General features: G+C 36.2%; 19 protein-coding genes. 14 read left to right on the top strand and 5 right to left on the bottom strand.

The window, feature by feature from the left end; genetic code table 11:
* Positions 1-17: 17 nt before the first annotated feature.
* Positions 18-911 carry a sigma-70 family RNA polymerase sigma factor gene (locus POF52_RS12805; RefSeq protein WP_271993064.1) on the bottom strand — a complete coding sequence of 298 codons (894 nt, stop codon included), beginning with the start codon at positions 909-911 and terminating at the stop codon, positions 18-20.
* Positions 912-1,224: 313 nt separating this feature from the next.
* On the opposite strand from POF52_RS12805, the gene POF52_RS12800 reads away from it, so the two are divergent.
* Entirely contained in the window at positions 1,225-1,749 is a 525-nt protein-coding gene (locus tag POF52_RS12800; RefSeq protein WP_271993062.1) for a DinB family protein, read from the top strand.
* A 189-nt stretch (positions 1,750-1,938) separates the two neighbouring features.
* Positions 1,939-2,994 (top strand): aldose epimerase family protein, encoded by a 1,056-nt coding sequence (locus POF52_RS12795; RefSeq protein ID WP_271993059.1) that lies wholly within the window; start codon positions 1,939-1,941, stop codon positions 2,992-2,994.
* A gap of 62 nt (positions 2,995-3,056) precedes the next feature.
* Here POF52_RS12795 and POF52_RS12790 read toward each other — a convergent pair whose 3' ends face one another.
* Both POF52_RS12790 and POF52_RS12785 read right to left on the bottom strand, forming a co-directional pair.
* Positions 3,057-3,182, bottom strand: a complete 126-nt coding sequence (locus POF52_RS12790; RefSeq protein WP_013056562.1) for a hypothetical protein — start codon at positions 3,180-3,182, stop codon at positions 3,057-3,059.
* Between the two features lie 65 nt (positions 3,183-3,247).
* A complete protein-coding gene (locus POF52_RS12785) occupies positions 3,248-3,670 on the bottom strand; it encodes a CBS domain-containing protein (protein WP_016763757.1) in 423 nt (140 codons plus the stop codon).
* A 216-nt stretch (positions 3,671-3,886) separates the two neighbouring features.
* Between POF52_RS12785 and POF52_RS12780 the strand changes: the two genes are divergently transcribed.
* The 9 genes from POF52_RS12780 to POF52_RS12740 all read left to right on the top strand — a co-directional run bounded on the left by POF52_RS12780 (position 3,887) and on the right by POF52_RS12740 (position 13,046).
* Positions 3,887-4,351 carry a hypothetical protein gene (locus POF52_RS12780; protein ID WP_271993057.1) on the top strand — a complete coding sequence of 155 codons (465 nt, stop codon included), beginning with the start codon at positions 3,887-3,889 and terminating at the stop codon, positions 4,349-4,351.
* Positions 4,352-4,818: 467 nt separating this feature from the next.
* The gene (locus POF52_RS12775) at positions 4,819-5,775 is read left to right on the top strand and encodes a sugar kinase (protein WP_271993055.1); all 957 of its coding nucleotides are present in this window, start codon (positions 4,819-4,821) and stop codon (positions 5,773-5,775) included.
* 88 nt (positions 5,776-5,863) lie between these two features.
* The gene (gene allD / locus POF52_RS12770; RefSeq protein ID WP_271993053.1) at positions 5,864-6,874 is read left to right on the top strand and encodes an ureidoglycolate dehydrogenase; all 1,011 of its coding nucleotides are present in this window, start codon (positions 5,864-5,866) and stop codon (positions 6,872-6,874) included.
* Positions 6,875-6,882: 8 nt separating this feature from the next.
* On the top strand, positions 6,883-7,902 hold the full coding sequence (locus POF52_RS12765; RefSeq protein ID WP_074896085.1) for a zinc-binding alcohol dehydrogenase family protein: 1,020 nt from the start codon (positions 6,883-6,885) through the stop codon (positions 7,900-7,902).
* 10 nt (positions 7,903-7,912) lie between these two features.
* Complete coding sequence (locus POF52_RS12760) at positions 7,913-8,551, top strand: bifunctional 2-keto-4-hydroxyglutarate aldolase/2-keto-3-deoxy-6-phosphogluconate aldolase (RefSeq protein WP_271993050.1); 639 nt, start codon at positions 7,913-7,915, stop codon at positions 8,549-8,551.
* Positions 8,548-9,645, top strand: coding sequence for a mannonate dehydratase (uxuA, locus tag POF52_RS12755; protein ID WP_251443074.1), 1,098 nt, complete (start codon positions 8,548-8,550; stop codon positions 9,643-9,645). The genes POF52_RS12760 and uxuA overlap by 4 nt, the downstream gene beginning before the upstream one ends.
* Positions 9,621-10,457, top strand: coding sequence for an SDR family oxidoreductase (locus POF52_RS12750; protein ID WP_074896080.1), 837 nt, complete (start codon positions 9,621-9,623; stop codon positions 10,455-10,457). Before uxuA ends, POF52_RS12750 begins: the two co-directional genes overlap by 25 nt.
* A gap of 142 nt (positions 10,458-10,599) precedes the next feature.
* Positions 10,600-11,601 (top strand): substrate-binding domain-containing protein, encoded by a 1,002-nt coding sequence (locus POF52_RS12745; RefSeq protein ID WP_074896079.1) that lies wholly within the window; start codon positions 10,600-10,602, stop codon positions 11,599-11,601.
* Between the two features lie 161 nt (positions 11,602-11,762).
* Positions 11,763-13,046, top strand: a complete 1,284-nt coding sequence (locus tag POF52_RS12740; RefSeq protein WP_271993046.1) for an MFS transporter — start codon at positions 11,763-11,765, stop codon at positions 13,044-13,046.
* Between the two features lie 66 nt (positions 13,047-13,112).
* Here the strand turns inward: POF52_RS12740 and POF52_RS12735 are convergent, their stop codons facing one another.
* Positions 13,113-13,979, bottom strand: a complete 867-nt coding sequence (locus POF52_RS12735; protein WP_271993044.1) for an AraC family transcriptional regulator — start codon at positions 13,977-13,979, stop codon at positions 13,113-13,115.
* A gap of 167 nt (positions 13,980-14,146) precedes the next feature.
* Between POF52_RS12735 and POF52_RS12730 the strand changes: the two genes are divergently transcribed.
* The 3 genes from POF52_RS12730 to POF52_RS12720 are packed head-to-tail and all read left to right on the top strand — an operon-like array spanning position 14,147 to position 18,264.
* Positions 14,147-15,652 (top strand): UxaA family hydrolase, encoded by a 1,506-nt coding sequence (locus POF52_RS12730; RefSeq protein WP_271993042.1) that lies wholly within the window; start codon positions 14,147-14,149, stop codon positions 15,650-15,652.
* 50 nt (positions 15,653-15,702) lie between these two features.
* A complete protein-coding gene (locus tag POF52_RS12725; protein ID WP_271993040.1) occupies positions 15,703-16,716 on the top strand; it encodes a zinc-binding alcohol dehydrogenase family protein in 1,014 nt (337 codons plus the stop codon).
* Positions 16,717-16,767: 51 nt separating this feature from the next.
* A complete protein-coding gene (locus POF52_RS12720; protein ID WP_271993038.1) occupies positions 16,768-18,264 on the top strand; it encodes a tagaturonate reductase in 1,497 nt (498 codons plus the stop codon).
* Between the two features lie 81 nt (positions 18,265-18,345).
* On the opposite strand, the gene POF52_RS12715 is transcribed toward POF52_RS12720, so the two are convergent.
* Entirely contained in the window at positions 18,346-19,578 is a 1,233-nt protein-coding gene (locus POF52_RS12715; protein ID WP_271993036.1) for a cytochrome P450, read from the bottom strand.
* Positions 19,579-19,831: the final 253 nt, after the last annotated feature.

Genomic DNA, 19,831 nt, shown 5'->3' with positions numbered 1-19,831 from the left:
TCCAAGCTTTTTATCGTTTAACTAACTAGTTTCTTTTTACGTAAACGCTCTAAGCGTCGCTGCACGCTATTTCTCGAACGCCCGAGCAGCTGCCCAATTTCTCGCTGATTGCGCTTTTCCTGATAAAACATACGCCACAATCTGGCATCTTCTTCTGCTGTCCACTTTTTATGCTCGTATTTAGGGCGCTTTACATAGTCTAGTTTTCTTTGTTCATTCACCCACGCTGGTTCTGGAATAAGCGTATTTTTAGGTATTTTAAAAAAGTTAAGGCACGATTTATTTTGTTCAGCCCACTTCCAAAAAGATTGAATGTCAATTCCCATAAATGTTCTGGTTTTGGCGATGATCATTTTGTACGGTAGATTCTCTTTATGAATCCACTTGTAAATTGTATGAACATCTACTTCAAGGCAGGCTGCTAGTTCACACGCTGTAATATGTCCTACGTGTGCTTTGGCTCCATACACTTCTAAACGGTTCAACCTCGATTCTAGCGCTTGCACACTTCGCTGTAATTTAGCTGATATGTGTGAAAGAGGTTTTACTCCGTAATACCTTAGCAAATATTCGTCTTCTTGCAGCGTCCATCTTCGCATCGCCGTTTTTCGTGTTAGTCCCAAAACTTTTATGCGCGTAGCAATAGAAGAAGGACTTCTGCCTAAGGAGTGTGCCATTTCACGGTTATTCATGATATCAATGTTCTCCTGCAAAAAAGCATCTTGTTCAAGCGTCCATTTTTTACGTAAAGCTGTATCCGAAGCACGAAGATTTAATCGAGTAAGCCGTTTATTAACCGATTCCTTACTTCTATGTAAATGCTCACCCATCTTTTGAAGCGTCATAGCGCCATAGTGTTGGATAAGAAATCTATCTTCTTCTTTTGTCCATCGCTTTTGATTTTTACTCACTGTTGTCTCACTCCAATTCAAACGGAAAGCTCAAGATGAAAAAGTCGCTAGCAATCTATTTTACCAATGAGCAGTACCCATCCAGACTGATACTCACTGCGTTCTAGCCTATGTATATTCTATCATATTTCTAAACAAAAACCAAACGTGCGTTCTGTTTTTGTTTTAGTAAATCTTAAAGTAAGTAGAAGATTAGCTTCTTCCTTTAATAGCAGTCAATTGTGGTAAAATTGCTATAATGGAAAGAATTTTCACATAACTGACAGCTCTTATTATTACGTTGAAAGTCATATTTGTCGAAAGGGGAATTTACATGAATTTTAATTTAAAAGAAGCGATTGAAATACTTGAGCATACGCCACAAACGCTTGAAAAATTTTTGTCGGGTCTATCTGCAGAGTGGCTGCAATGTAATGAAGGAGAAGGAACTTGGAATACCTCGGAAGTAATAGAACATTTAATAGAAGCAGAAAAAAACAATTGGATACCAAGGCTAGAATTCATCCTTCAAGAAGGAAAAGGGGAAGCTTTCCCTCCGTTTGACCGCTATGCTCATTTACACAAGGAATCTACTAGTTCTATTGAAGCAAAGCTTCTTGAATTTAACATGATAAGAATGCAGAATTTACAACAACTAAAGCTTCTAATTAAGCATGAAAAGCTTCTTGAAGTGACAGGAGAACACCCGGAGTTTGGGGAAGTAAAAGTCAGAGAGTTGCTCTCGACTTGGGTTGCTCACGATTTAACGCATATTGCGCAAATTGTTCGAGTGATGGCAGAACGATACAGAGAAGATGTAGGACCTTGGGAAGAATACTTAGGAATACTAAAGAAATAGCAATGACAAACAGTAGCCAGCCTTTATCATTCAAGCTTGAATTAGGAAATGTACACGATTACAATAAAATGAGAATAATGAAGATTCAGGAAGGATTGCAGAGGGAACTATAAGAACATATCCGATGTTTATAACATGTAGGGTCCGTTAAGCAATTTACGAATAAAAAGAGGATTGGACTGATTAAAAGTGAAAGTGAACTCAGAGAAATTTGGCGAACTAAACAATCAAGCTGTACATGCTTATACCTTATTAAATGATGAAGGGCTTAAAATCACCTGTCTTGACTATGGATGTGTAATATCAAATATTGAAATGCCGGATTCTGATGGGAAGATTGAAAGTGTTGTATTGGGATTTGATTCAATAGAAGAATACCAAAAGTATTCTCCTTATTTCGGAGCTGTGGTCGGACGCGTAGCAGGGCGTATAGGCGGAGCAGCGTTTGAACTTAATAATGAAACCTATCGTCTAGAGAAAAATGAAGGAAACAACCATTTGCATGGCGGAGCAGAAGGATTTAGTCACAAAATATGGAATGCCAAAACAATTGATGCAAGTGATCATGTAGGCGTTGAATTTACATATGTAAGTAAAGACGGAGAAGAAGGCTATCCCGGCAACCTTGAAGTGAAAGTGACGTATACATTAACGAATAAAAATGAGTTCCATATTTCTTATGAAGGAACAACAGATCAAGATACTCTTATCAATTTAACAAATCATACGTATTTCAATTTAAGCGGAAATCTAAAAGAAACAGTGTTGGATCATGTTTTGAAGCTGAAAAGTAACGAATTCTTAGAGTTGAATGATGATCTTTTACCTACTGGAGAAGTGTTAAACGTCACAGATACCCCATTTGATTTTAGAGAAGGACATAGTCTCAAGGAAGGAGTGGAATCCACACATCCGCAAAATGTATTAGTGGGTAAAGGATACGATCATCCATTTCTTTTAGAAGCAGAAGCTGAAAATCAGATGTCATTATTTGATCCTGCAAGCGGCCGCAAAATAGAAGTCAAAACGGATCAGCCTTCAGTCGTTCTCTATACGGGAAATCATCTAGACGAAGAGTTCGAAATTAGAGGGGTTCACTCAGAGAAATACCTTGGCGTTTGCTTAGAAACACAAGGTTTGCCAGACGCTATTCATCATAAGCATTTTCCTTCTTGTGTATTAAAGCCCGGTGAGAAGTATGAAGCATATAATCACTATACATTTATAACTGATCGCAGCCTGTAACAACGCGGGATGATAAAAAGGATTACAAACGAGCTTTTGCCGATTGTAATCCTTTTTTGTTGTTACTTTTTCTTTTGACTTTTTGCACGATTAGCGTCAAGCTCAGCCGCATATTCCTCTTGAGACTTTCCTTGCTTTTGACTCTCAGATTGAATCTTTTTAAATTTGTTATCGTTTAAATTTGGCATGTTAGCACCTCCTTGCAGACAGGGTTATTTTGTACAAGCATTAAGGATTTATATGCTAAAAAGTTTTAATGAACTTGATTAGAAATTTCGCTTAATGCTGCACCGGCTTCATCAACATATACGTTCACTGTCGCAAGGTCGCCGATTGCACAGATTCCAACCATATTATTATTCTCCACTACAATAATGCGGCGAATTTGATGGTCAGCCATCATACGTGCACACTCATGAATATCCGTATCCGGAGAACACGTAATTACATCTTTAGTCATACAATCATGGCAATGCACAGTGTTGCAATCTTTTCCATCCGCCACGCAATTTAATACGATATCACGGTCTGTGATCATTCCCATTACTCGATTTTCTTGACACACCGGCACAGAGCCACAATTAATATCACGCATTAATTTTGCAGCTGCTGTTATTGGATCGTGCGGTGCACAAGCTTTCACATCTTTAGTCATAACTTCACGTACTGTAGTCATTTTTAATTCCTCCTTTTAAACATTCACCTCCGTATTTTCTCCATGCACATGCAGAATATGAGAATCAATAATTTCCTGAAAGCAAAAAATCTTGTAATAAAAGGTGAATAAAAGAACTAACGCAGTGTAATAAACACATAAAAAAGAGCCTATTACACAAACTAAAGAGAATATGATTTAGCTTAGATTTTCGTAACGGCAGGAGTTGGGTACATAATGAAAGGAAAGTTAACGCTTTTGGCAGTACTTTTATTGCCTTGGCTGTCTATAGTAAAAGTTGATAAATTTGTCTTTAAAAGATACCTACCTGTTTTGACATTTAGTTCATTAGTTATTGCTTTTATCAGTGAGTTATCTAAAAGCTTTACATGGTGGAAAGTGAGGAAACCTCTTTTCCCTAAACTTTCAAGCGACTTTTCTTTTATATTTGGACCGTTTTTTATAGCTAATTTTTGGGTATTCAAACTGACCTATGGGAATTTCAAAAAATATTTGTTAATTAACGTCCTGTTTGACTATCTATTTGCTTATCCTTTGACCAGTCTGGCAGAAAAACTGAAGGTATACAAAATGGTAAACATGACGCGCTTTCAACTTTTTCTCATCTCGATTGCGACTGCTCTTATTAATTATTTGTATCAGCATTTTATAGAAGATACTTTAAGGCAGAGAAGACAATAGCTTATATGTTACCGTACCAGGCTTAATAAAAAAGATTTATTAAGCACACGGAAACAAATTAACTTTTTGAGGTCCATTTTATGATGGACTATTTCTTATGTCTAAAATAATTTACAAATTTTCAAAAGCAAAGGTAATAAACAAATCGGCTATTTTCAAACAAAGAGGTGAAAACTTATTTATTTTTAATATACGGATCCTAAAATAGAGTCATTTATGTAATGAATAAAACAATAATAAATTTATTTTTCTGAATTTTTATAATAATAGTTGTTTTCACTATTGAAAATGTAAGTGCTTTCAATTATACTTTTAATAAATCGATTTACAAAACCGGTTTACAAAACCGATTTACTTTAAAACTTTGTTTAACTTCAGATACACTTAATTGTCCATATGGCTTTAACCAGATTAACTAATATATCATATAAGAAAAGTTATAGCTAGTCAGAAAGGTAGGCAATTCAATGTCCTCTACATGTGGTGTTTTCACTTTAGGTGATGCTATGATTACTCTCAATCCTTCTATAACAGGACCTTTGCGATTTGTTCCAAATTTTGAACGAAAAGTGGGAGGGGCTGAACTTAATTTTGCTGTTGGCTGCGCACGACTTGGGCTACGTACAAAATGGCTGAGTCGTTTAGGAAAAGATGAATTTGGGCGTTTCATTTATAACTTTGCACGTGGTGAAGGAATAGATATGGAATACGTTTCGTTTATAAATGGCTTTTCTACATCTCTAAATTTTAAAGAAATTAGAGAAGATGGTTCAGGAAAAACTTTTTATTATCGCCATCAGTCTCCCATTTTAACATTAGAACCAGAAGATATTCAGGAGACGATGTTTGAGAACATTCATCTAATACATATAACAGGTGTGTTCTTAGCTATAGACTATAAAAATATTGGAATTGTCAAAAGGATAATTGAAATTGCGGCAAAAAAAAGAATCCCTATTTCATTCGATCCTAATATAAGACTGAAATTATGGACAATTGAAGAGGCGCGATCCGTTTATTTTGAAATTTTTCCACATGTTGATATTTTGCTAACTGGACTTGATGAAATAAATATGATCACAGGAAGTAATTCTGAAAGTGAGTTAGCAAGCCTAGCCAGACGTTACAGTATCGGTCAACTTGTAATTAAAGACGGTGCGAATGGTTCGAAGGTATACAGCAATGGAAAATGGTATCGAAAGAATGCTTTTAAAGTTAAAGCGATAGACACAGTCGGTGCAGGAGATGGTTTTGATGCTGGGTATGTCTATGGATATTTACATGGATTATCTTTAGATGAAAGATTAGAACTTGGGAATAGTGTAGGAGCTCTAGTTACGACTGTATCAGGAGATAATGAAGGGCTGCCTTACTTAGAAGAAGTTTCAGCTTTTATGCAGAAAGAAGCGATTATTGAAAGGTAGATTAATAGAAGTTATCAGAATAAAAATCTAATTATTCAAATGATAAGTTGAATTTATCAAACTTTTTTATCATGTAGGAGGGATAAAAATGTCCACAGTAACTGTACAAGTGGAAGAAGTTAAACAGCTAGTTATTAAAAAGTTAACTAAGGAAAAGGTAAACAAAGCTTACGCAGAACAAATCGCAGACGTATTGACTCACGCAGATTTGAGAAATGTAAATTCACATGGTGTATTAAGAACAGAGCACTACATAAATCGTTTGCGAGCGGGTGGAATTAATCCTGATGCTAACATTTCTTTTCGTTCTACGGGACCTGTAACTGGAATTGTTGACGGAGATGACGGGTTTGGTCATGTAATTGGCAACATTGCTGTTGATCATGCGATTAAGATGGCCTGTGAAAATGGAGTTGGCATGATTACTGTTATAAACAGCAGCCACTGCGGTGCATTAAGTTATTTTGTTCAAAAAGCAACAGAAGCCGAATTAATTGGAATGGCCATGACACACACCGATAAGATTGTTGTACCGTTTGGAGGAAAAGCATCTTTTCTTGGAACAAATCCAATTGCTTATGGTATACCTGCAAAAACAAAAAAGCCATTTATTCTTGACATGGCTACTTCCAATGTAGCTTTCGGAAAAATTCTTCAAGCCCGTGAAGAAGGAAAAGAAATTCCTGCAAGCTGGGGAGTAGATGAGAATGGCATTCCTGTAACAGATCCTAATAAGGTCGTTTCTCTTTCTACATTCGGTGGGCCTAAAGGGTACGGTTTATCTGTGATTGTAGATGTATTTTCTGGCTTACTAGCCGGAGCTGCATTTGGCCCTCACATTAGTAAAATGTACGGGGATCTTGATAAAAAAAGAAAGCTTGGTCACTATTTTTGTGTAATAAACCCTTCTTTCTTTACAGATAAAAATCACTTTTTAGAACAAATGGATCAAATGATAGAAGAGCTTCAGCAAGTACCGCCCGCTCCAGCAACTGAACGTGTATATGTTCCGGGGGAAATTGAACAGTTACATGAAGAAAGAAACCTAGAACAAGGGATTACGATCGCCTCAAGCGTATACGAATTTCTAAAGGAGTAGGTGAAAAAATGAAAGCGGTTCAAATTAAACAAGCTCATAAACTCGTTATCCAAGAAACAGAAAGACCAAAAATTTTAAATCCTACAGATGTTTTAGTTAAGACAAAACGAGTAGGAATTTGCGGATCTGATATGCATATCTATCATGGTACAAACCCTCTTGCTACTTTACCACGTGTCGTTGGTCATGAAGTAGCAGGAGAAGTTATGGAGATTGGTAAGAGCGTTACCGGTATCCAAATCGGTGATCATGTAGTTGTAGAACCCATTAATTACTGTGAGGAGTGCTACGCATGTCAAAAAAAGAGGCCGAACGTGTGTGAAAATCTATCCGTATTCGGTGTTCATGAAGATGGAGGCATGAGGGAATGGTTCGTACTTCCAGAGAAGCAGCTTCATGTTGTAGACTCAACTCTTCCCTGGGAAGAAATCGTATTGGCAGAACCTTACACTATAGGTGCCCAAGCTGTTTGGAGAGGTGAGGTAGAAAAAGGAGATACGGTACTCATTCAGGGAGCAGGACCTATTGGAATTTGTATATTAAAATTAGCCAAACTTCAAGGGGCAACTGTAATGATGACAGACTTAAGTGAAGAGCGATTAGGGTTTGCGAATGAAAATGGAGCTGATGTTACCGTTCATGCTGGGCAGGAAGACGTTCGAGATCGAGTTAAAGAATGGACGAATGGAAAAGGAGCAAACGTAGTAATTGATGCCGTGTGCTTACCAAATACATTTGAATTGTCCTTTGAAGTAGTATCGGCTGCAGGAAGTGTAGTCGTGCTTGGATTTGACGAAAGGCCTTCTGCTATCCCGCAGCTGCCTATTACTAAAAAAGAAATAACAGTAACAGGATCGCGATTGCAAACAAATCAATTTCCTAAAATTGTTCAACTATTAAATGAAAAGAAGCTGTGTCATAACGGTTTAATAACGCATCAATTTGCATTAGATGAAGTACAAGAGGCGTTTAATTTTGTAGAAGCACATCCAGAACAAGTTCGTAAAGCTATTATTGTATTTGACTAAGGAGGAAAAAATGAATAAATATTCAACTATTAATGCATTAACGAGTACAAAGGTAGTCGCTGTCATTCGCGGGAAAGATGCGAGTGAAGCAACTGAATTGTCTAAAGCGGCGATAGAAGGCGGCATTAAAGCAATCGAGTTAACGTATACTACTCCTCAAATTGAAGATACATTTAGATCCTTAAAAGGGCTCAATGTCCTTTTAGGAGCAGGTTCTGTACTAGATTCAGAAACAGCTCGTCATGCTATTTTAAATGGTGCAAAATTTATTGTAAGTTCTCACTTTGTTGAAGATGTGGCTAAACTTTGTAATCGATACGGTATCCCTTATATGCCCGGATGTATGAGCATTCGAGAAATGGCTAGTGCTCTTGAACTAGGATGCGACATTCTTAAACTATTTCCTGCAGGCCACTTTGATCCATCTTTTATTAAAGCTGTAAACGGTCCGCTACCTAACGTGAAAATCATGCCTACAGGCGGAATTAACTTAGATAACATGGAAGAATGGATAAACGCAGGTGCTGTAGCTATTGGCATTGGGAGTGATTTAAACAAAGCCTATCAAAATCGGGGGTATGAAGCTGTTGTTAGATTAAGTGAGAAATATATAGAAAAGTGTAGCGCACTAATGGAGGTGTTATCATGAATATTACTTTTAGATGGTATGGAAAAGGAAATGATACAGTTACTTTAGAACAGGTTAAACAAATTCCCGGTGTAAAAGGAATTGTTTGGGCATTGCATGAAAAGCCTGTAGGGGATGTATGGGAAATAGAAGAAATCCAAAAAGAAATCGAGTATATTCGATCATTTGGTTTTCATACGGATGTTGTTGAAAGCGTTAACGTTCACGAATCTATTAAATTAGGGAATGCAGAGCGAGAATTTTATATTGAGAACTATAAACAAACAATTCGTAATCTCGCAGAATTTGGTGTCAAAGTCATTTGTTATAACTTTATGCCAATCTTTGATTGGACTCGTACTGAAATGTTTCATCCTTTAGAGGATGGATCTACTGCCTTATTTTATGAAAAAGGAAAAGTAGAAAATATTGACCCTAAAGAGCTAATTCGTACTGTAACAGCAGCCTCAGATCTGACGTTACCTGGGTGGGAGCCTGAAAAACTGGATCACATTTCGGAGTTATTTGAAGCGTACAAAAAGATAAATGAAGATTTATTATGGGGGAATTTAGAATTTTTCCTTAGAGAAGTATTACCTGTGGCAGAGGAATGTGGAATTAAATTAGCTATTCATCCGGATGATCCACCTTGGTCAATCTTTGGATTACCGCGTATTATTACAGGCGAAACAAGCTATGAAAAGTTGATGGCTATATCCGATTCACCATCTAACGCGTTTACTTTATGTACAGGATCAATGGGGGCTAATCCTAAAAATAATATGGTGGAGATTGCTAAAAAATATGCTTCCCGTTCGCCTTTTGCTCATGTTCGCAATGTAAAAATCTATGAAGACGGCAACTTTGTAGAAACTTCTCATTATACACAAGATGGATCCATCAATATTCAGGGTGTTATAGAAGAATTAAGCAATCAAAACTATAGCGGTTACGTAAGACCTGATCATGGTCGTCATATTTGGGGAGAAGTTTGTCGCCCTGGCTACGGGTTATATGATCGAGCTTTAGGAATCATGTACTTACTTGGTCTATGGGATGCGCATCAAGTCAATAAGGTAGGGGAGAAAGAATGGGTTCAATTCACGAAAATTTAACTGGAAGAGTTGCTGTAATTACTGGGGGTAGCGGTGTTCTTTGTTCTAAAATGGCACAAGAGTTAGCGAGTCAAGGTATGAAAGTAGCTATCTTGAACAGAACTATCGATAAAGGAAGAGAAGTAGTTAATGAGATTAAGGCATTAGGTGGAATAGCTATTTCTGTTAAGGCTGATGTATTAGATAGAGATTCTTTATTACATGCAAGAGAGGAAATTCTTAAAACATTTGGCCATATTGATTTACTTATTAACGGCGCCGGTGGGAACCATCCTGATGCTATTACAGAGGGAGAAAAGTATAGCGAAAAGGTGGAGGAAAAAACATTTTTTGATTTAGATGAAAATGGTTTTTCACAAGTGTTTTCTAGTAATTTCATAGGAACGTTTTTAGCTAGTCAAGTTTTTGGAAAGGCTTTATTAGAAGCAAGGTCTCCCGTTATTATTAACATTTCTTCTATGAGTTCATATGCACCGATGACCAAAGTACCGGCGTATAGTGCTGCTAAGGCTTCTATTAATAACTTTACCATGTGGATGGCTGTTCATTTTGCTGAAGCTGGTTTACGAGTAAACGCTATCGCTCCAGGATTCTTTTTAACAAAACAGAATCGAAATTTATTGCTTAATAATGATGGAAGCTTAACAGAAAGATCCAACAAAATTATTACTTCGACACCAATGAAGCGGTTTGGAAAACCAGAGGATTTACTTGGAACGTTACTTTGGCTTGCAGATGAAACGTATTCAGGCTTCGTTACGGGTATCACAGTACCAGTTGATGGAGGGTTCATGGCTTACGCAGGCGTTTAGACTATCATATTCATTGTTAAATGGAACCTTAGAAAGCAAAACTATCCACAAATAATTGTAAATACATTCCTAATACAATAAAATATTATTTGATTACATGAATCGTGGATCAATTACTCTTTATAAGTTAGGAATGAATGATATGACCAAAGTAACTATTGCAGATGTAGCTCAACATGCTAAGGTATCCAAAAGTACAATCTCTCAGTTTTTGAACAAGCGATACGAACATATGAGTGAAAAAACCAGAAAAAAGATTGAAGAAACAATTAAAGATTTAAACTATGAACCTAATATTTTGGCCCGTAGTTTAAAGCAAAAGTCGACGTTTACAGTAGGAGTTGTTGTCGCGAATATACTCCATACGTTTTCAACTCAAATCATTCGTGCGATAGAGAACTATTTTTATAACCAGGGATTCCATATTATTGTTTGTAACGCTGACGATGAGCCAGATAAAGAAAAAAATTATATTCAAATGTTAAAAGCAAAGCAAGTAGATGGTATTATTATTTTCCCTACAGGGGGAAATCCAGATTTATATAAGCGAATGAAAAAAGAAAATTTCCCTATTGTATTTATGGATAGAACCATTCCAGAACTTGAAATTGCTACGGTCATGCTAGATAATTACTTAGCGGCTAAGCTGGCAATTGATCACTTTGTTGAAAAAGGATACAAAGATATTGCTATTGTAACTACCTCCATCATTCGAAACATTAGCCCGCGGGTCGAGAGAATTGAAGGGTATAAATCATCTTTGCTATCACATGGGATAAGTCCCAATGAAAATTATATTAAAACAGCAGATATAGAAAAAATTTCAGAAGCGCTTTCTGAGTTATTCAATTTACCCCGGCCGCCTAAGGCAATATTAGCAGGGAACGATATTGTTCTTAATGAAGTTCTGCAATATATAAAAAAAGAAAATTTAAGAATACCACAAGACCTAGCTGTTATTGGTATTGACGAGGTATCGTTTGCAAAGCTTTATACGCCAACGATTACCACTATTAAACAGCCTACCGTACAGATGGCGAATTTAGCAGCAGAGCTTCTTTTTAATCAAATTAATAAAACGGATAAAATCGATACCAGTATCCATCGTTTGAAACCAATTCTGCTTCTTGGAACTTCTTGTTAGAAACCATCAAGCAAAAAAGAAATACTTTTTTGCTTGATTTTTAGTAAATCGATTTACTTTACAAAATGATTTTGATTGAAGAAAGAAGTTATTTAGCTTTGGTTCATAATGATACCGCTTTCAAAAGAAAGCAATGGCTTTACAAACAAAGGGGGGTATTTATGTTTTCACAAGGGAGAGGTATTGTCATTTTGTTTTTATTTTTAGCAGGAATTATTAATTACCTAGATCGTTCTGCATTATCAATTGCAGCTCCTTTTATTCAAGATGATCTATCTCTTACACCCACTGAGATGGGAATTATTTTTAGTAGTTTCTCTGTAGGCTATGCAATTTTCAATTTTCTTGGAGGAATGGCTTCTGACAAATACGGTGCTAAGTTGACTCTTTTTGTAGCTATGATTGTGTGGTCAATATTTAGCGGTGCTCTAGTCATTGCTGTAGGCTTTGCAAGTATGATTGCTATTCGAGTTTTATTTGGGATGGGTGAAGGTCCACTCTCTGCTACAATAAGTAAAATGGTAAATAATTGGTTTCCATCAAGTAATCGTGCGACTGTTATTGGTTTGACTAACAGCGGTACACCTCTTGGAGGGGCTATCTCTGGTCCAATTGTTGGTTTTATTGCAATCGCATATGGCTGGAAAGTTTCCTTTATTGCCATTATGTTAATTGGGATTATTTGGGCTGTTTGCTGGTGGAAATTTGTTAAAGAAAAACCTTTGGATACATCAGAAGAGCTAAAAACGCAAGAAATTCCTGTAGCAACAGAAAGTAAATTGAAGCTAACTTTTTATTTAAAACATAGAACTGTGTTATTCACAGCATTTGCATTTTTTGCTTATAACTACATTTTGTTCTTTTTCCTAACGTGGTTTCCAAGTTACTTAGTAGATGCGCGTGGCCTGAGTGTAAAAGAGATGAGTATTACTACCGTCATTCCTTGGATTCTCGGCTTTATCGGCCTTGCTCTAGGAGGCTTCGTATCAGATTTCTTTTCCAAAAAATTCGCTCAAAAAGGAGTGCTGTTTTCGCGTAAACTGGTACTTGTCACATGTTTGTTTTTATCAGCTGTTTGCATAGGTGTAGCAGGCCTTGTAACAACTACAGTCAGTGCAGTCACCCTCGTTGCCCTTTCCGTGTTTTTTCTGTATTTAACAGGAGCTATTTACTGGGCAATCGTTAACGATGTAGTAGACAAAAATAACGTTGGATCCGTAGGAGGGTTCATGCACTTCTTGGCTAATACAGCAGGAATCATTGGTCCTACATTAACCGGTTTCCTTGTTGAGAGATCAGGAACTTACACTGCTGCCTTTTTACTTGCGGGAGGACTAGCAGTATTTGCCTCACTTGCCGTTATTCGATTTGTACGTCCAATTGTAAAACCTACATCGCAAATTTTACCAAAAGATGTTAATTTAAGTTCTAAGACAGGGCTATAGAATTAGATAAGAGGGTACAAGCACATCGTTACTTATTTGCTTGTACTCTTTTTTACATTACTTTATTTATATGTTGCTTGTATCATTTTTCTTTCTATAGGAGGCTGGAGTTGTATTCATATATTTCTTAAACATTCGATAAAAATGAGGATTACTTTCAAATCCACACATTTCAGCGATGTGAGAAATTGTATAATCGGTTTCTAGTAAAAGATCTTTCGATTTAATAATTCGCTTTGTGTTGATATACACAGTTAATCCTATTCCTGTTGTTTCTTTAAAAACCCTGCTGAAGTGAGAAGGACTGACTAAACATTTATCTGCAAGAGTTGTCAATGAGAGAGGTTCATGTAGATGTTCGTTTATATAAAGCAAGATGTCTGCAATCCAATCTATCTTATAATTATTGTCTTTTATTCTTCCCTTGCTCTTGGTTTGAGTACGATATAACTCTATCATCATTTGATGAATAATTAGTAAGGCATAATGCTTAGAACCCTGTTCTTTGCTAGTTACTTCTTCATAAAGTTGTATAAGCAATTTTTCAATTTGTTGTTTTTCCTCTGATTGCAGCGTAATTTTATAGTTTTTACTCTTTTTCACTACATCAAACACACTAAAGTAAGAAAAAGAATCGTTAATTAAATCTTTATAGATTAGCATTGGGCTAAAAAAAAGAATAGTAGACGTTACAGGGTTTTCTCTACCTGGCATCGCTCGGTGAATTGTATTATTAGGAATTAAAAAAATATCTCCTTGATTCATTTCGTGAAAAATATCACCTATAAAAAAAGTTCCTTTACCTCCATAAACGTACACAATCTCGTAATAATCATGCATATGGTTAGATAGTTCTTTTTGTGGGCTTTTCGTATCCTTATAGACAAATAAAAATGGAAAATTGCTGTGTAATTCACTTTTTAAGTTACTCATGAAATCCACCTCCTCTTTTTACTAATTTATATCAAAAAACAGTATAAATACAGCAAAAATTGCAATTTTTATCTCGAATATTGATGATACTATATAAATATATCCGTAAAATGAAACCGTTATCTTTTTTAAAAGCATCTAAATATGAGGAAAATGGAGGAGGAAAAATGAGCAAGGTTATTCAATTACATTCAAAAGACAGTGTTGTCATTTCTATAAAGGAGATTGCTAAAGGTGAAGTTATAAACGTGCAAGGCGAGGGTGAAAACAGTATTGAAATTCCTATTCGTACTGATATTCCTAAAGGTCATAAAATTTTAGTAAAGCCTCTTAAAAAAGGTGAGGACATCTTTAAATATGGATACTCAATCGGAAAAGCTAAAACAGATTTAGAAGAAGGAGAATGGATTCACACTCATAATTTACAATCCGGATTAAGTGGTATTTTGAATTATGAGTATCAGCCAATTTCTCAACCAAATATTCCAAAAACCTCGAATTATACGTTTCAAGGATATATTCGTGAAAATGGCGAAGTCGGAATTCGTAATGAGATTTGGATTATTAATACGGTTGGGTGCATTAATAAAACGTGTGAGCTTCTAGCTAAAATGGCGACTGAACAGTTCAGAGATGAAAGAGTGGATGGTGTTTATCATTTTCCTCATCCATACGGCTGTTCGCAATTAGGAGATGATCTCACAAATACACAAAAGCTTTTAGCTGCTTTAACTCAGCATCCAAATGCTGGAGGTATCCTAGTCGTCGGATTAGGTTGTGAAAATAATCAAATTGAAGCGTTTAAAGAGGTTATTGGTGAGTATGCGACAGATCGTATTAAATTCCTCAAAGCACAAGAAGTTGAAGACGAATTAGAAAAAGGAATATCTCTTATTTCGGAGTTAGTAGCACATGCTAATCAATATGAACGCCAGCCTATCCCACTTTCAAAACTAAAAATAGGTTTGAAGTGTGGAGGATCAGATGGTTTCTCAGGTATTACAGCGAACCCGTTAGTTGGAGCAGTTTCTGATATAGTCGTTGCTAGTGGCGGAACAGCTATTTTGACAGAAGTACCAGAAATGTTTGGTGCGGAAACGCTTCTAATGAGCCGGGCTAAGAATGAAGAAACGTTTAACAAAATTACAAATCTAGTTAATGATTTTAAAGAATATTTCATTCAACATAATCAAGAAATTTATGAAAATCCATCTCCAGGAAATAAAGATGGTGGCATTAGCACTCTAGAGGAAAAATCTCTTGGTTGTACACAAAAAGGAGGACATTCTAGAGTTGAAGATGTTGTTCCATATGGTGAACGGGTAATTAAATCCGGATTGAACCTAGTAAATGCCCCCGGAAATGATTTAATTTCCGTAACAGCATTAGCTGCAGCGGGTGCTCATATTGTACTGTTTACAACGGGGAGAGGTACACCATTTGGAGGTCCTGTACCTACAGTGAAGATATCAACAAATTCCGAGTTAGCACATCGCAAAAAACATTGGATTGATTACAATGCAGGCAGGCTAATTGAAGATCAAACCATGGAGGAACTAAAGCATGATTTATTGCAGTATATTTTGAATGTTGCTTCAGGTCAAACTCAAACAAATAATGAACGTTTAGGATTTCGCGAAATTAGTATTTTTAAAGAAGGTGTCATTCTTTAATACGCGTGTATTGAATAAACGAATCTTAAATTGAAATGGAGAGGTAAAGCATGAAAAGTATTGTATGTGAACAGCCCAATCAGTTAAAAAAAGTGGAAAGTAAAAAACCTATTCCCCGGGAAGGAGAAGCATTAATTCGTATTCAACGTATCGGGATATGTGGTACAGACATTCATGCCTATGGAGGAAACCAGCCCTTTTTCACTTACCCTCGTGTACTTGGTCATGAGTTGTCAGGGTACATTGAATTTATTCCTCCTAATGAGTTGGGATTAAAAGCTGATGATCAAGTCTCCATTATCCCGTATATGGAATGTGGAAAATGTATTGCTTGTAGAAATGGAAAAACAAATTGCTGTACAGATATGAAAGTATTAGGTGTACATATTGAAGGAGGAATGAGTGAGTGGATTACGGTTCCTTATACGCATTTAGTAAGAGCTGAGGGACTAACACTTGACCAAGCTGCAATGGTGGAACCATTAAGTATAGGAGCTCATGCAGTTAGGCGCGCTGAAATTCAGCAAGAAGAGTTTGTCTTAGTTATTGGTGCTGGTCCTATCGGTTTAGGGGTGATGGCATTTGCTAAAGATCAAGGAGCAAAAGTTATAGCAATGGATATAAATAATGAGCGCTTAGTGTTTGCCAGTGAATGGGCTAAAGTGGACTATACGCTAAATGTTCTTGATAATCCATTTGATAAATTAGTAGAGTTAACAAATGGAGAGATGCCAACAATAGTATTTGATGCCACGGGCAATGTTAAATCAATGACAGAGGCATTTAACTATTCGGCTCATGGCGGAAAATTAATATACGTAGGTCTAGTGAAAGCAGACATCTCATTTAACGATCCAGAATTTCATAAAAGGGAGCTAACGCTGATGGGAAGCAGGAATGCTACGTTAGAAGATTTTCATTATGTAGTAGACACTCTGAAATGCAAGAAAGTAGATTTAAATCGCTATATTACACACCGAGCACAGTTTGATCAACTAATTGAACAATTTGAAGACTGGTTAAATCCTGAAGCAAATGTGATTAAAGCTATCGTAGAAGTATAATTAATTACTGTTAAAAACTAAGCAATTTATTAAACAAAGGGGGAACCTACATTGAATAATTTACAAGACACCTTAAACCCACTTAATAAAAAGACCGCTCCTATTCAAGATAACTATGTAGGCTTAGAATATCCTATAAAAGTGTTACAGATTGGGGAAGGGAATTTTCTGCGTGGTTTCTGTGACTGGATGATTCATCAATGCAACAAGAAAGGCTATTTTCAAGGAAGTATTGCTGTCACGCAGCCTCGACCTGCAGGGAAAGAGAAAATAGACAAATTGAAGGAGCAAGATGGCCTATATACCTTACTTACACGTGGAGTGGAAAACGGAGATAGAGTTACGTCTAGTGAAGTAATTTCTGTTTTCTCCCAAGTCATTAACCCATACGAAGAGTGGAATACCTTTTTACAATTAGCAGCAAATCCCACATTGGAATTTGTAATCTCTAATACGACGGAAGCGGGACTTAATTATCAGCCAACTTTATTAGAAGAAGGTGTCCCAATTCAATCATTTCCAGGAAAATTAACACTCTTTTTGTACCATCGCTATTTGCATTTCAGTGGAAATACAGAAAAAGGGTTAACTATGCTTCCGTGTGAACTTCTTGAAAGAAATGGAGATACGTTAAAAGAATGTGTGCTCCGTTATAGTAAAGAGTGGGAGTTACCTGAAGCATTTATAAACTGGTTAAAAGAACATAATTTATTCCTTAATTCGTTGGTAGACCGAATAGTCACAGGGTTTCCTAAGGCAGAAGCAGATTCTTTATTTACAGAATGGGGGTATAAGGATTCCTTACTAAATACAGCAGAACCTTATCATTTCTGGGCTATAGAAGGAAATAGTGAATTAGATCATCGCCTTCCTTTTAAAAAATCCGGTTTAAATGTGCATTGGGTGAATGATTTATCTCCTTACCAAACACGAAAAGTCCGTATCTTAAATGGGGCTCATACACTTATGGCATTACGTGGAATTTTGTCAGGAGTGGAAACAGTAAAAGAATTTATGGATAACTCCAATTTTAAACACTTTCTGTATGAAGTAATAAAAAAAGAAGTTATCCCTTCTATCCAAGGTGATTTTAATGAAAACATAGTATACGCAGAAGAGGTATTTGAACGATTCATCAATCCATTTATTCATCATCGTCTTGCCGATATTTCATTAAACAGCTTATCAAAATTCAAACATCGTCTACTGCCTACTTTAAAAAGCTACGTCGACCTAAACGGAGTACTTCCACTTGGAATTGTTCAAGCCTTTGCGGCACTTATTCGTTTTTATAAAACAGAAAAGCTTAAAGGAACTTGGACAGGAGAAGATTTTAAGGGCTTTCCATATATATTAAAAGATGAAGAATATATCTTAAAGTTTTATAGAGACCAGTGGTTAAAATATCAAAAAGATCAGATTTCTCTTTTGCAATTGGTTGAAAATGTTCTAGGGAATAAAGATTTTTGGGATGAGAATTTAAATCGTATTGAAGACCTCTCAAATTTGGTACATAAATACTTAGCAGAGATACTAAAAGTCCAATAAATAGCGGAATAACAAAAAGAGAAGCGTGACGGAGAAGGTAAATCTCTTTCACGTTTCTCTGCTTTATTACGTACATAACCTTTATTTGTAAACCATCATGGGCAAGCATGTTAAAGATTGCCCCGTAGCTGAAGCAGTTAAATGCGATTCTAATTCAAAATCTTCAAATGGTTCGATATGAGAAAAGGCCTCTAAAAATGCTTCTAATATGATTTTCATTTCAAGTCGGGCAAGAGGGGCGCCCAAACAAAAATGAGGTCCGTTTCCAAACGTTAAGTGTTTTTTATTAGTTTGGCGGTGAATGTCTACAGAAAAAGGGTTTTCAAACATATTTTCATCCATATTACATGCACTCATCCACGCAATAACGACATCTCCTTTTTTTAGCTTAACGCCTAATAAATCGTTATCTTGTTTAACCGTCCGATCTCGTCTGGAGATGTGAAACCGATATCGAAGCATTTCTTCTACTGCTTTTGGAGCTAATTCTCTATTGTTTCTCAGCTCGCTGTATAACGACTTGTCGTCATATAAAAAAGAATAAAACATATTTGCAATGGCGTGACTTGTGGTTTCAACGCCTGCACCTAAAAGCAGCATGGTAGCGTGCACAATTTCTTCATCTGTGAATGTTTCACCATCAACTTCCGCTTGAATTAAGTCTGAAATAATATCATCAGAAAGGTTGGAGCGCTTTTCAACGACAATTGGGTAGAGGTATTGAAAATATTCAGCTCCTGCACGTTTCTTTTCTTGTTCAATCTCTTTTAATCTTTCTTGGTCATAAGGCTGAAAAAGAATATCTACCCATTTTTTGAACTGATATCGGTCTTTTACCGGTACGCCGAATAAATCTGCTATAACTAAACTAGGAAAAGGAGAAGATAAATCTTCAACAATATTAATTGTTGAATTCTTTTGTATCGCTTCTACAAGGTCTGCTGCAATTTGTTTGATTCGCGGTTCCCAGTTCTTTAAACTGCGAGGAGTAAAGGCTGCAGCAAGCAAAGATCGCGCTTTCCGGTGGTCAGGAGGATCTAAGTTTGTAAGATTGGTGATTGGAGATGTGCTTTTTTTCTTACTATTATCTCCAACAAAAATAGTGGTTCTTTGTCCATCGCTTGAAAAAAATTCGTAGTCGCTCAAGACTTGTTTAACATGTTCGTATTGGAATACATTCCATGTGTTTGTTTCTTCATGAAAATAAATGGGGGAGTTGTTCAACATTTCTTTATACCATTGGATAGGGAAAAACTCTTCTGCACGTGATTGAAATTTTGGAATTTCTGTAACGGGAATGACTTCTTTGTTCATATGATCTTATTCCTCCTTCAGAATAGATATAGATTTGGAATTTACTAGCTACATAGTGCTCAGTAGTTGTCACTTGCTAGATAAATAGTTACTTTGTCAAATAACCTATACTATTAGTACATTTTTATACTAAGTGTATAAAAATGTACTAATAGTATATAATTATTTTTACTTGTTTATCAAGGAAAAAGGATAAAATTCACGTAGGAAAAGGCAGATAAGTTATACTAAATAAAAAGTAAATTGTAAACAG

It is taken from the genome of Priestia sp. AB, assembly GCF_028369225.1.
Classification (GTDB): domain Bacteria; phylum Bacillota; class Bacilli; order Bacillales; family Bacillaceae_H; genus Priestia; species Priestia megaterium.
Note: the sequence above shows the minus strand (reverse complement) of the source record. Positions and strands in the feature narration are given on the sequence as shown.

What these genes read in the sequence shown, in the direction of transcription:
- POF52_RS12800 (WP_271993062.1), top strand. Translation starts at nt 1,225, where the DNA reads ATGAATTTTAATTTAAAAGAAGCGATTGAAATACTTGAGCATACGCCA.
- POF52_RS12790 (WP_013056562.1), bottom strand. Translation starts at nt 3,182, where the DNA reads ATGCCAAATTTAAACGATAACAAATTTAAAAAGATTCAATCTGAGAGT.
- POF52_RS12785 (WP_016763757.1), bottom strand. Translation starts at nt 3,670, where the DNA reads ATGACTACAGTACGTGAAGTTATGACTAAAGATGTGAAAGCTTGTGCA.
- POF52_RS12780 (WP_271993057.1), top strand. Translation starts at nt 3,887, where the DNA reads ATGAAAGGAAAGTTAACGCTTTTGGCAGTACTTTTATTGCCTTGGCTG.
- POF52_RS12775 (WP_271993055.1), top strand. Translation starts at nt 4,819, where the DNA reads ATGTCCTCTACATGTGGTGTTTTCACTTTAGGTGATGCTATGATTACT.
- allD (WP_271993053.1), top strand. Translation starts at nt 5,864, where the DNA reads ATGTCCACAGTAACTGTACAAGTGGAAGAAGTTAAACAGCTAGTTATT.
- POF52_RS12765 (WP_074896085.1), top strand. Translation starts at nt 6,883, where the DNA reads ATGAAAGCGGTTCAAATTAAACAAGCTCATAAACTCGTTATCCAAGAA.
- POF52_RS12760 (WP_271993050.1), top strand. Translation starts at nt 7,913, where the DNA reads ATGAATAAATATTCAACTATTAATGCATTAACGAGTACAAAGGTAGTC.
- uxuA (WP_251443074.1), top strand. Translation starts at nt 8,548, where the DNA reads ATGAATATTACTTTTAGATGGTATGGAAAAGGAAATGATACAGTTACT.
- POF52_RS12750 (WP_074896080.1), top strand. Translation starts at nt 9,621, where the DNA reads ATGGGTTCAATTCACGAAAATTTAACTGGAAGAGTTGCTGTAATTACT.
- POF52_RS12745 (WP_074896079.1), top strand. Translation starts at nt 10,600, where the DNA reads ATGACCAAAGTAACTATTGCAGATGTAGCTCAACATGCTAAGGTATCC.
- POF52_RS12740 (WP_271993046.1), top strand. Translation starts at nt 11,763, where the DNA reads ATGTTTTCACAAGGGAGAGGTATTGTCATTTTGTTTTTATTTTTAGCA.
- POF52_RS12735 (WP_271993044.1), bottom strand. Translation starts at nt 13,979, where the DNA reads ATGAGTAACTTAAAAAGTGAATTACACAGCAATTTTCCATTTTTATTT.
- POF52_RS12730 (WP_271993042.1), top strand. Translation starts at nt 14,147, where the DNA reads ATGAGCAAGGTTATTCAATTACATTCAAAAGACAGTGTTGTCATTTCT.
- POF52_RS12725 (WP_271993040.1), top strand. Translation starts at nt 15,703, where the DNA reads ATGAAAAGTATTGTATGTGAACAGCCCAATCAGTTAAAAAAAGTGGAA.
- POF52_RS12715 (WP_271993036.1), bottom strand. Translation starts at nt 19,578, where the DNA reads ATGAACAAAGAAGTCATTCCCGTTACAGAAATTCCAAAATTTCAATCA.